The following is an 11,682-nucleotide window of genomic DNA, read 5'->3' as shown; positions in this document are numbered from 1 at the left end:
GGCCACGCCAGCGGTGGCGAGCAGGCCGGCGAGGAGCGCGGCGGAGCGGGAGCCCGGCCCCCGCTGCCCACGGAGCAACAGCGCGCCGGCAGCGATCACCTCGACGCCTCCGACGGTCAGCACGAGGTTGCCGGCCGCGGCCACGGCAGCGGCACCGCCGAGGCAGAGAAGCAGGCCGGCGAGGCGGTCGGCGTCGACCCGCAGACGCGGCACCGCGAGCATCGCTGCCAGGCAGGCCACCAGGATGGCCGCCACCGATGCCGAGTCCGCGCGCGCGGTGATATCGACGCCGGGGATGGCCGCTCCGAAGCTTCGCTCGAGAGAGCCGCCCCCGGACACCGCGGAGGCTACCGAGAGCACCAGGACCGCGCACGCCGCGATGGCGATGACGGTGCTCAGCGCGGCGAGGTGGGTCCGACGACGCAGCTCGTGGACTAGGGCCGCGCCGACCAGCGGAGCGGCCACGGCAAGGACCAGCCGCAGCCCGGCGCTCAGCACAGCCTGCGCTCAGCCGCTGCGCGTGACGCGGCCCAGCGGTGCGTGCCCCACCTCCTCCGCGCAGTACGGGCATACCGCCCAACCCAGGCGGAGAACCCGGTCGCAGCCGTGGCAGCGCCGGGCGAACTGGGTACGACAGTAGGGGCAGACGATGAACTCCGCCTCGATGTCCTTCCCACATGACGGACACGGGCGGAGCGCGACCGGGTCGCTGTCGAGCTCGCGCAGCGACTGCTCCTCGAGCGCGTAGGCGCGCTCCTCGTCCAGCGTGCGTGGCGGACGGACCACCAGGTAGACCAGCGCCCCGAGGAACGGCGGAACGAAGCCGAGCAGCAACGCGAACAGCTGGAAGGTCGGCGATGCCGAGCGCCGCCGGGCGTCGCGCCACACGAAGTACGCGGTCGCCACCCAGAGCACCGCGACGTATCCGGCGACGGCAATCACCGCGACCAGGAGCAGCGACACGCTGTCGGCGAGCATTCCCCTCACGATGCCTCCTCCTGCTTGCGCAGGGCGTCCTGCTCACGGCGGGCGTCCTCGAGCCGGCGCCGGGCCTGGGCAACCACCTCGGGCCGGGCGCGTGTGGCGAAGGCCTGGTTGGCCAGCTGAGCTTCGAGGTGCTCCACGACGCCGTGCACCTCCTCCAGCCGCCGCCGCGCTCGCGCCCGCTGCCGCTCGCTGACCTCGAGGTGATAGCGCGCCTCGAGGCCGCCGGCCACCAGCGCGACCCCGCCGTCGAGCTCGCCATCGACCACGTCCACGGGGACCAGCGAGGTGATCAGCCGGACCCGCTCCTCCCCTGCCACCGCCGGGTCGCCGCCACGGACCTGGAGGCGGTGCCGTTCCTCGCGGGCGACGCCACTCTCGTCGCGCAGCGCACGCACACGCTGCACGAGCTGGAGCAGCTCGTCGACGGCAGCGCGGTGTGACCCTGCCACGCCGTCGCGCCATTGCGGCTGCACCACGGGCCAGTCGCGCAGCTGCAGCGAGGCGGTGGCGGTGGGCAGCCTCTGGGCGCACTCCTCGGTGATGAACGGCATGAAGGGATGAAGAAGGCGCAACAGCACGTCGAGCGTGGTGACCGCGGTGTTGGCGGCGGCCCGGCGGGAGGGCTCGGCCGCGTCGTCGCGCAGGCGCGGCTTGACCATCTCCACGTACCAATCGCAGAACGAGTGCCAGGTGACGTCGTAGAGGCGCTCCATGGCCTCGTGGAAGCGGTAGCTGCGCAAGGCCTCGTCGACCGCCTCGACTGTTTCGGCCAGCTGTGACAGCATCCAGCGATCCTCAGGAAGGAGGCTGTCCGCGATGGCCGCCTCGCCGGGCACGGCCATTCGGCCGTCTCCGTCATCGAGACGGGCCACCAGGAAGCGGGTGGCATTCCAGATCTTGTTCGCGAAGCGCTGGTAGCTCTCGATGCGATCCTCGTTGAAGCGCACGTCCTGGCCGCCGGTGCCGACCGCCGCGGCCCAGGCGCGCACCGCGTCGGCGCCGTGCTCCTCGATCATCACCAGCGGGTCGACGGCGTTGCCCTTGGACTTGTTCATCCGGGTCCCGTCGACAGCCTGCACGGTGCTGGTGATGATGACGTCGGCAAACGGAACACCCCCGGTGAAGCGAAGCCCCGTGACGATCATGCGCGCCACCCACAGGAAGATGATGTCGCGGGCGGTGACGCACACGTCGGTGGGGTAAAAACGCCGCACATCGGGCGTCTCGTCCGGCCAGCCGAAGATGGCGAATGGCCACAGCGCGCTGCTGAACCACGTGTCGAGGACGTCGGGGTCATTGGTGAGCGCGCCGTCTCCACACTCCGGGCATGTGGTCGGCGGCTCGATCCATGCGAAGACGTGGCCGTTGGCGCAGGTGGAGACGGGGATGGCGTGCCCGAGCCAGATCTGCCTGCTGATGCACCAGTCGCGGATGTTGGTCATCCAGGCGAGGTACATGTCTGTGTAGCGGCGCGGGTGGAACGTGGTCTCACCCTTCTCGACAGCGGCGATCGCGGGGGCGCTCAGCTCGTGCATGCGCACCCACCACTGCGCGCTGATCATGGGCTCGAGGACGTCCCCGCTGCGATCGCAATGGCCGACCTCGTGAACGTATTCCTCCTCCTTGACCACGACGCCCGCGGCCCGCAGCGCCTCGGTGATCGCCACCCGCGCCCGGGTGACGGGAAGGCCGTGGAACTGGGGCAGGTCAGGGACATTCATGGTCCCGTCGGCGGCGATCACGGTCAGCATCGGAAGGCCGTGACGCTCCCCGATCTCGTAGTCGGTGGGATCGTGGCCGGGGGTGACCTTGAGCGCGCCGGTGCCGAAGTCGGGCTGCACCGCGGCGTCCTCGACGATCGGCACTCGGCGTCCCGTCAAGGGAAGGACCACGGTGCGCCCGATCAGCGCGCTGTACCGCGAGTCCCCAGGGGCGACCGCCACCGCGGTGTCGCCGAGCATTGTCTCGGGACGCACCGTGGCGACCACGATGTCGCCTCCGCCCTCGATGGGGTAACGCAGGTGGACGAGGGAGTCCGTGTGCTCCTGCCAGTCGATCTCCTCGTCGCTGATCGCCGACAGGTCGGTCGGGCACCAGTTGACGATGCGCGGGCCGCGATAGATCAGACCGGAGTCGAAGAGGTCCTTGAAGACGGTGCGGATGGCGCGCACGTAGTCAGCGTCCAGAGTGAACCTTGTCCGGCTCCAGTCGCACGTGAAGCCGAGCCGGCGCATCTGCTCGTAGATACGCCCGCCGTAGTCCTCGTACCACGCGTCGACGCGCGCCTGGAACAGCTCGCGACCGAGCTCCTCCTTGCTGGTGCCCTCGGCCGCCAGCTGACGTTCGATCACGTTCTGCGTGGCGATGGCGGCGTGGTCGGTCCCAGGACACCACTCGACCTCAAACCCGCGCATTCGGTGATGGCGCGCCAGGGTGTCCTGGATGGAGAACCCGCACGCGTGACCGAGGTGGAGGACGCCGGTGATATTGGGCGGGGGCAGGGCGATGCTGTACTTCGGCCGCACGGAGTCGCGGTCGGCGATGCCGATACCGAGCTCCTCCCAGCGCGCACGCCAGGCGGGCTCGACCGTGCGCGGATCGAACGTCTTCTCCATCGGCTCCATGGGTCGCGCCGAGTATAGGGACGAGTTCAGCGGCCACCCGACCTGATCAGGCCGGCGTGGGCGAGGGGGTCGGCGCGCTGGCCGTCGGGGAGGCCTGGGGATTGTGGTCGAGGCCGCTGCTGGCGTTGATGTCGACGTCGGCCTTCCACCTGCCCTCGACCTGGATCGCGGTGTAGGCGTGCGCGGTGCCCGCGACGGGGGTGACCGCGCTACAGGTGGCCGCTGGGTCGTTGGCAGCCTTGCCGACGCACCACGTGATCGCCCCGCTCAGCGTGACCGTGGCGCGCCCGGCGCCGGCGTCGGCAACAGCGGTGACGGTGACACCGTTGACCTCCCAGAAGATCCCGCCCGATGTGCCGAAGTCGGAGTACACGCGGAGGAGCTCGGCGAGGTCAGACGTGTCCTTGTTCGTGGCCAGCCACACGGGGAGCTGAGTGTTGTCCTGGTTTCGGGCGGCAGCGAGGAACCCGGCGAGCGCTCCGCCGGGGGAGGCCACTGATGGTGGCGTCGGGGGAGGGCTCGGCGTCGGTTGAGGCGCCACGGTGCTCCCGCAGCCCGCAAGGGCCGCGCAGATGGCGAAGGCGATGGTGATGGCAACACGGCGCGGCGTTCCCATCGCTTCTCCTACCTGCCCGTGGATGTCGGCCGATTATGGAGCGGTGACTGTGACCCACTGTGGCCGCAGCGGCGAGGTCGCGTACTCGAGCCGCAGCCCCGCCGAGCCCAGCTGCGCTGCTGCCTGCTCGCGGGTGACCGGCGGGAACGTGGCGAGCGCAGGCTGCGTCGAGGCGTCGTCCTCGACGGTGTCGAAGTACGCCCGGCCCTGACAGTCGCGGAGGAAGACGACCAGCCCGGCAAGAGGCGGCGGCCCCGAGCCGGCGAGGTGCGAGCGCAGTGGTACCACCAGGGCATCGGGCGACCCCCGCGCGGCGGCGGCGACCGCCACCGGCGCCTCTGGTGTGGTGCCGATGAGGTCGCCGTGCAGCGCCGACGCGGCGCGGACCGCGGCGTCCTCGAGGGCGGCGACGTTGCCGGCGTCGTAGGCCTGGTCGAAATCGCCCAGCGCGCGAAGTTCAGGGGCCAGCGCGGGGCGCGGTGCCACCACCGTGCAGTCGGGGGTGCGCGACCGCACGAGGATGACGATCCCGCTTCCCAACAGCACAGCCACCAAGGCAGCGACCGCGATCAGCCGCCCCCGCAGGGTCATCGGCCAAGGTTACGCGGACTGCTCGGCTGTCGCCGCCGCGGCTGCTGCGGCGCCGCGTTTGGTCGGCTCCTCGGTGAGCAGAAGGGGCTCGACGCCGTCGGTGATCGACTGCTCGGTGATCACGCAGCGCTTGATGTCCGGCCGGCTCGGTACCTCGAACATGCTGTTGAGCAGCACGTCCTCGATGATCGATTTCAGGCCGCGCGCGCCGGTACCCCGAGCAAGCGCCTTCTGGGCGATCGCCGTGAGAGCGCCCTCATGGAACACCAGCTGCACGTCGTCGAGCGCGAAGAACTTCTCGTACTGCTTGACGAAGGCGTTCTTGGGCTCTGTGAGGATGCGGATGATGTCCTCTTCGTCGAGATAGTCGAGCGACACGTTGATCGGCAGGCGGCCGATGAACTCGGGGATGAGCCCGTACTTGAGGAGATCCTGGGCCTGCAACTCGCGCAGGATCCTGGTGGTCTCCTTGTTGCGGCTGCCGTGCGGCTTGCTGTTGAAGCCGATGGTGCGGTTACCGACGCGCTGCTCGATGATTCTCTCGAGGCCATCGAAGGCGCCCCCGCAGATGAACAGGATGTTGGTTGTGTTGATCTGGATGAAGTCCTGGTGAGGATGCTTGCGACCGCCCTGGGGAGGAACGTTGGCGACCGTGCCTTCGAGGATCTTCAGCAGCGCCTGCTGTACACCCTCGCCGCTGACGTCGCGGGTGATGCTGGGGTTGTCGGACTTGCGCGCGATCTTGTCGATCTCGTCGATGTAAATGATCCCCCGCTCGGCGCGTGAGATGTCGAAGTCCGCTGCCTGGATGAGCCGGAGCAAGATGTTCTCGACGTCCTCGCCGACGTAGCCGGCCTCCGTCAACGAGGTGGCGTCGGCGATCGAGAACGGAACGTCGATGATCTTGGCCAGCGTCTGGGCGAGCAGTGTTTTGCCACATCCCGTGGGACCCACCAGCAGCACGTTGGACTTCTGCAGCTCCACGTCGCCGCTCGACTTGGCATGGGCGATGCGCTTGTAGTGGTTGAACACCGCCACTGACAACACCTTCTTGGCGTGCTCCTGGCCGACCACGTACTGGTCGAGCGAGGCGGCGATGACCTGCGGGTTGGGGATCATCCCGCCCTTCCCACGCTTTTGCGTGGTCGAGCGGTTGTCCTCCTCGAGCACCTCCTGGCAGAGGTCGATGCACTGGTCGCAGATGTACACGCCCGGTCCGGCCACCAGCTTGCGCACCTGCTCCTGTCCCTTGCCGCAGAAGGAGCACCGCGTATGGCGCCGCCGGTCGTCGCGCTCAGTCATCGCCGGTCACCGTACCACGGCTCCGCCGCGGCCGCGCCTGCCCGGGGACAACGACTGCTGAAGGCCGTTCCGCGCTCAGCGCGCCGCCGAGCCACCGCCGGCCTGGGGACCTGCATCGCTGCCACCGCCGCGGGGCGTGCCGCCGTTGCTCTCCACCTTGGGAGCCGCGCCATCGCCCTTGGGACGGACCTGGATGATCTCGTCGATGAGGCCATAGGCCTTGGCTTCATCTGAGCTCATGAAGAAGTCGCGGTCGGAGTCGCGGTTGATCACCTCGATGGGCTTGCCAGTGTGCTGGGCGAGGATCTCGTCGAGGCGGCGGCGCACCCGCAGGATCTCCTGGGCGTGGATCTGGATGTCCGCTGCCTGTCCGCTGAAGCCACCCGACGGCTGGTGGATGAGAACGCGCGTGTTGGGCAGCGAGAGGCGCATCCCCGGCGCGCCGCCGGCGAGGATGACGGCGGCCATCGAGGCGGCGATGCCCATGCAGATCGTGCCGACGCGCGGCTCGACGTACATCATCGTGTCGTAGATCGCCAGCCCTGCGTACACCGATCCGCCGGGGCTGTTGATGTAGATCATGATGTCCTTCTCGGGATCCTCACCGGCGAGGAAGAGAAGCTGCGCCATGACGACGTTGGCCACCTGGTCGTCGATCGGCGTCCCGATGAAGATGATCCGATCCTTGAGCAGTCGCGAGTAGATGTCGAATGCGCGCTCACCGCGGTTGGTCGTCTCGACGACCATCGGAATAAGGCTGTGCGGCGTCATGTTCTGTTCGTTGCTGATCATGGTCGGATTATAGGGACGAGCCTGCGATCCATCGGCCGCGTTGCGCTCAGGCGTGAACGGTTCCAGCGAGATGGATCAGAGCCGCCCGGGCCCGTCGCGCCGTGGTCCGGTCGGGACTGGTCGCTGCCAGGCGGAGCACGCTGCGAGCGCGCAGCTCGTACGCCCCGGCCAGCGCCTCGGTGCGGGGGGAGCGACGCGCCTCGGCACCGGCGAGGCGGTGGTAGAGGCCCTGGAGCAGCCAGGCCTGAAAGCGGCGGGGATCACCGGGACCGGTGAGGCGTTGGAGTACGGCCGCGGCGGCGGCTGCCCCAACCACGGCGGCCCCGTCAGAGTGAACGCGGGCGGCGCGGAGCGCCGCCGCGCGAAGGTCCTCGGCAGACGACAGAGGCAGCTCGGCATTCGGCGGGATCAGCGCAGCCAGAACCAGGTCGTCGGGCTCGACGAGGGTGCAGCCACCGTCGGGCCGGCGGGTGGGACGAGGACGCAAGAGAGGACTCCACCACACGGCTGTGGCAGCGTACACGCCGCCTCGATTCTTGAGGGAGCTCCGCGCAGGTCAGCCGTCCCCGCGGACGATCTCGACGAGGCGCTCGCCGGCGCCGCGGCGGGCAAGGTCGACGTGTGTGCCCTGGTGGAGGCGGCGGCGCTGCTGGGCAGTGAGCTTGCGACCCTCCGCGAGTCGCTGCTCCTCGCGCACCACCGCCGTTTCGTCGACCTCGATGCCCTCAGCCTCGGCCAGCGCATCGAGAGCGAGCTCGAGGCGAAGTCGCTGCACCGCTCCCTCGCGCCGCTCGCCCCGGAGCTTCTCGACGGTGGTGCCTGTGTACTCCAGGTAGCGATCCAGCGGCATCCCCATCGACTGAAGGCGGACGTCGAGGTCGGCGACCTGGCGGTCGATCTCGCGCTCGATCATCGACTCGGGGAGCTCGATGGCGACGTGGTCGCGCAGCGCCTCGAGCGCGCTCGCCTCCAGCGCCTCGCGGTCGCGCTCGGCGCTCACCTCCTCGAGGCGCTCGCGGTAGTAGGCGCGCAGCTCCTCGAGGGTGGAACCGTGCTCGTCGAGCGCCGCCAGCGAGTCGTCCAGCGGCGGCAGGATGCGCTCGCGCACGGCGCTCACCGACACGTCGACGTCGACGACAGCCCCACGCAGCTCCTCGCGGCTGAAGTCCTCGGGAAGCGTGAGCTGGAAGGAGCGCTGCGCACCGGCCTCGAGCCCGATGAGCGCGTCAGCGAGACCGGGGAGAAGGCGCTCGCGATCGATGTCGAGGTCGCGGTCCTGCTCCTCGTCTCCGCTGAGCACGTCCTCACCGCGACGCATCACCAGCGAGGAGCGCAGCACATCACCCGCTTGGGCGGGCCGCTCGACGTCACGAAGCTCGCTGTTGCGGCGGCGCAGCTCCTCGATCATCTCGTCGACCTGCTCATCGGTCACCGCGGTGGCGGGCACGTCCACGCGCAGGCCGCGGTAGTCCCGCAGGTCCACCGCGGGACGCACCGTGACCGTTGCGGTGAAGACGAATGGTTGGCCGCGCTCCACCGGCTGGAGGTCGAGCTGAGGATCGTCGACAGGCTGCACGCCGGCCTGGTCTAACGCCCGGGTGTACAGGTCGGGGAGCAGCGCATCGACGGCCTCCTGGCGCACAGCGTCCCAGCCGACCGCGCGCTCCACCATTGCCGCAGGGGCCTTGCCGGGACGGAAGCCGGGAAGCCGCACCCGTCCTGACAGCCGGCGCAGGGCCGCGCTGATGGCGGCTTCGAGCTCGGACGCCGGCGCCTCGACGCGTAGCTGAACACGCGAGTCGGGCTGCCGCTCGACGGCGACGGCGATGTCGGCCGGGGTGGTGGCTGTGCTCACGAACGTCCTTGATGAGGCGGTGGTGCGCGGACCGAGACTCGAACTCGGATGGGTTGCCCCACGGGATCCTAAGTCCCGCGCGTCTACCGGTTCCGCCATCCGCGCCTCTGTGTCCGCCGGGCGGCAGTGCAAGTCTACAGTGCGGCACCACAAGATCTCGCACGGCGTACGCGTGGACTGACCTCACCTACATGCTCCGCAGGTCGAACGTGTCGTGGAACTATTTCGTGCAGGGCGGTCAACCGCCGGACTGCGCCGACGACCAGACCGACTCGACCCGACGTGCGCGAGAGCGCGTCGATCCTGGGCAACCTGGCCGCCGACTTCACCTTCAACCAATCGCCGCGAGCGCCGGTTCCTCTTCCCGAGAGTCCGACGCCCGGGCCGGCCTCCACTCCGGGTGGCTGATCACAGAGCTCCGACAGCCCCTTGATCCCTGAGCCCGCGGAGCCTAGGCTTGGGCTGACGGCCGGGACCAACCCCCGGTCCGAGGCACCCGCCCCAGCAACCGACGGAGGTACCTGGATGGAGCCGAGCATGAGCGCCGCGACGGTCGAGAGTCCTCAGGAGATCGTCGCCCACATCGACCAGAAGGCGGTCCGTCTGTCCGCCCTTCTCAGGGACATCGACAACCACCCGATTGCGCTCAACTCGGAGCTGCGGGATCGCCTGGACGAGATCCTCGAGATGCTGGCCTGCCGGGTCACCGCGACCCGTGCCCTGCTCCGGCAGGCAGGCGGCGAGCTGACCGGCGCGGGGAACGCCGCGTAGGCGAACCGGCGTCCGAGGCGCGACGCTCCGCGCACGTCGGACGGAGCACTCAACCCGGCGCGCAGAGCGTACACTTGTTCGCCATGGGCAGCTGCACCTGCGTCCTCCCCGCCCAGCTTCATCTCCGGCCTGACGGGGTCCACCTCCCGGACGGAGGTCGTCCGAGCCTAGTGGTCGTCGACGAGGTGTGGTCTGACGGGCCGCCCGTCTGCTCGGTCTGCGGAGCAGGCATCGAGGACACCTTCTATCGATGCGTCCCGTGCCAGTCGGTGCTGTGCCGGACCTGCGTGGCCGCCAGCGTCGCCGTCGTCGAATGCGATTGCTTCACCGAGGTCTCGGTCACGGGGGTGCAGCTCGCCGCGCACCGCGCCGCCGCCGCACAGGCAGGTTAGGCGAGACCCACCACCACGCCGTCCGGCTGCAACAGCAGCCCGGCCCCGGTTGTCACCAGCTCGGTGTTCCTCAGCAGTGCAGTGCCCGGCTCCACGGGGAGCTCTGCCGGCCCCACTCCCCAGTTGCAGGCGACGACGATGCCGGCGCGGCGCATCACCAGCCAGCGAGCGCCCTCGTCGAACTCAACCGTCACGTCGGAACAGTCGCCGCTGCGGATCGCGGGCGTTGCCGCCCGCAGCGCGATGAGCTCGCGGTGCCAGCCCAGCACGGTGTCGTGAGGGTGGCGAACCATCTCGTCCCAGCGGAGCTTGGAGCGCTCGAAGGTGGCCGGGTCCTGAGGGTCGGGCACGTCGGCGGGGTCCCACCCGAAGGATGCGAACTCGCGCCGTCGCCCCTCCGAGACCAGCCTGCCGAGCTCGACGTCCTGGTGGTCGGTGAAGTACTGGAAGGGCGTCGATGCCGCCCACTCCTCGCCGGCGAACAGCATCGGCACGAACGGTCCGAGGAGGACGAGCGCCGCCGCAATCTGGAGTCGCCCGGTGCTCATCAGTGCCGCGCTGCGCGCACCCTGGGCACGATTGCCCACCTGGTCGTGGTTCTGCAGGTAACCGAGAAAGCGCGTCCCCGGGAGGTCTGCGACCGGACGCCCATGGCGCCGCTGCCGGAAGGGCGAGTAGCCGCCGGGGTTGACGAACACGTTGCGCAGCGAGCGCGCCACGTCCTCGACACGTCCGAAGTCCTCGTAGTACCCGCTGGTCTCGCCGGTGAGGGTGGCGTGCAGAGCGTGGTGAAAATCGTCGCTCCACTGCGCGTCACAGCTGTACCCGCCATGCGAGGCGTCGTTGACCACACGAGGATCGTTGAGGTCGCTCTCCGCGATCACCCACAGCTCACGGTCGACCGCCGCGGAGAGATGGTGCACGGCACCGGCGATCTCCTCGAGCAGATGGATCGCTGAGGTGTCGACGATGGCGTGCACCGCGTCAAGACGCAGTCCGTCACAGTGATAGTCGCGTAGCCACATCAGCGCGTTGTCGACAGCGAAGTGGCGCACCTCGTCGCTGCCGGCACCGTCGTAGTTGACGGCGTCACCCCACGGGGTGCGGTGGCGATCGGTGAAATACGGACCGAACTCGCCCAGGTAGTTGCCGTCGGGTCCGAGGTGGTTGTAGACGACGTCGATGACCACGGCGAGGCCGGCCCCGTGGCACGCGTCCACGAACCGCTTGAGCCCCTCCGGCCCTCCGTACGCCGCGTGCACCGCGAACAGGTCCACACCGTCGTATCCCCAGCCGCGTGTTCCTGGGAACGCGGTCACCGGGAGAAGCTCGACGGCGCCGACGCCCAGGTCGACAAGGTGGTCGAGGTGCTCGACGGCGCCGTCAAAGGTGCCCGCCGCGCTGAAGGTGCCGACGTGCAGCTCGTACACGACGCAGTCACGGAGCGACCGGCCTCGCCAGCCCTGGTCGGTCCACAGGAAGGCATCGTGATCAACCGCCCGGGACGGACTGTGGACGCCGTGCGGCTGCCAGAGGGAGCGCGGGTCCGGCCGCGCCGCACCGCCGTCGAGCACGAACGAGTAGTCGTCCCCTGCTTCGAGGGCAGCGTCCTGCAGCTCGAACCACCCCCACCCCACCGCCGTCATGGCGCGGCGCGCACCACGCGAGTCGACCTCAACGCGCGACGCGTTGGGGGCCCACACGGCGCAGCGGTTCACGGTGACTCCCCCCGCATAATCCGACAGTTCAACA

General features: G+C 69.6%; 12 protein-coding genes and 1 tRNA gene. 2 read left to right on the top strand and 11 right to left on the bottom strand.

Annotated elements, in window-relative coordinates; genetic code table 11:
- The 10 genes from JF886_RS13160 to JF886_RS13115 form a co-directional block, all read right to left on the bottom strand.
- Window positions 1-498 (bottom strand): hypothetical protein (locus tag JF886_RS13160; protein WP_502711431.1); only part of this gene is annotated, 498 nt, incomplete at its 3' end.
- Between the two features lie 9 nt (window positions 499-507).
- Window positions 508-978, bottom strand: coding sequence for a double zinc ribbon domain-containing protein (locus JF886_RS13155; protein ID WP_337313189.1), 471 nt, complete (start codon window positions 976-978; stop codon window positions 508-510).
- Between the two features lie 5 nt (window positions 979-983).
- Window positions 984-3,611 (bottom strand): valine--tRNA ligase, encoded by a 2,628-nt coding sequence (locus JF886_RS13150; protein ID WP_337313179.1) that lies wholly within the window; start codon window positions 3,609-3,611, stop codon window positions 984-986.
- Between the two features lie 46 nt (window positions 3,612-3,657).
- Window positions 3,658-4,227, bottom strand: a complete 570-nt coding sequence (locus tag JF886_RS13145) for a hypothetical protein (protein WP_337313176.1) — start codon at window positions 4,225-4,227, stop codon at window positions 3,658-3,660.
- Between the two features lie 33 nt (window positions 4,228-4,260).
- A complete protein-coding gene (locus JF886_RS13140) occupies window positions 4,261-4,818 on the bottom strand; it encodes a hypothetical protein (protein ID WP_337313174.1) in 558 nt (185 codons plus the stop codon).
- 9 nt (window positions 4,819-4,827) lie between these two features.
- Window positions 4,828-6,120, bottom strand: coding sequence for an ATP-dependent Clp protease ATP-binding subunit ClpX (gene clpX, locus JF886_RS13135; RefSeq protein WP_337313172.1), 1,293 nt, complete (start codon window positions 6,118-6,120; stop codon window positions 4,828-4,830).
- A gap of 75 nt (window positions 6,121-6,195) precedes the next feature.
- Window positions 6,196-6,891 (bottom strand): ATP-dependent Clp endopeptidase proteolytic subunit ClpP, encoded by a 696-nt coding sequence (clpP, locus tag JF886_RS13130; RefSeq protein WP_337313187.1) that lies wholly within the window; start codon window positions 6,889-6,891, stop codon window positions 6,196-6,198.
- 67 nt (window positions 6,892-6,958) lie between these two features.
- Entirely contained in the window at window positions 6,959-7,435 is a 477-nt protein-coding gene (locus JF886_RS13125; RefSeq protein WP_337313171.1) for a hypothetical protein, read from the bottom strand.
- A 33-nt stretch (window positions 7,436-7,468) separates the two neighbouring features.
- A complete protein-coding gene (gene tig, locus JF886_RS13120; protein WP_337313169.1) occupies window positions 7,469-8,767 on the bottom strand; it encodes a trigger factor in 1,299 nt (432 codons plus the stop codon).
- Window positions 8,768-8,787: 20 nt separating this feature from the next.
- A tRNA-Leu gene (locus JF886_RS13115) sits at window positions 8,788-8,872 on the bottom strand.
- A 432-nt stretch (window positions 8,873-9,304) separates the two neighbouring features.
- Between JF886_RS13115 and JF886_RS13110 the strand changes: the two genes are divergently transcribed.
- Both JF886_RS13110 and JF886_RS13105 read left to right on the top strand, forming a co-directional pair.
- Window positions 9,305-9,538 (top strand): hypothetical protein, encoded by a 234-nt coding sequence (locus tag JF886_RS13110; RefSeq protein WP_337313168.1) that lies wholly within the window; start codon window positions 9,305-9,307, stop codon window positions 9,536-9,538.
- An 83-nt stretch (window positions 9,539-9,621) separates the two neighbouring features.
- Window positions 9,622-9,930, top strand: coding sequence for a hypothetical protein (locus tag JF886_RS13105; protein WP_337313165.1), 309 nt, complete (start codon window positions 9,622-9,624; stop codon window positions 9,928-9,930).
- Here JF886_RS13105 and treZ read toward each other — a convergent pair.
- Window positions 9,927-11,648, bottom strand: a complete 1,722-nt coding sequence (gene treZ / locus JF886_RS13100) for a malto-oligosyltrehalose trehalohydrolase (RefSeq protein WP_337313163.1) — start codon at window positions 11,646-11,648, stop codon at window positions 9,927-9,929. The two genes, JF886_RS13105 and treZ, sit on opposite strands and share 4 nt — an antisense overlap.
- Between the last annotated feature and the right edge of the window lie 34 nt (window positions 11,649-11,682).

Source organism: Candidatus Aeolococcus gillhamiae, assembly GCF_016464765.1.
GTDB classification, from domain to species: Bacteria; Chloroflexota; Dormibacteria; order Aeolococcales; family Aeolococcaceae; genus Aeolococcus; species Aeolococcus gillhamiae.
The sequence above is the reverse complement of the archived record's forward strand: the minus strand, read 5'-3'. Positions and strand labels throughout refer to the sequence as shown.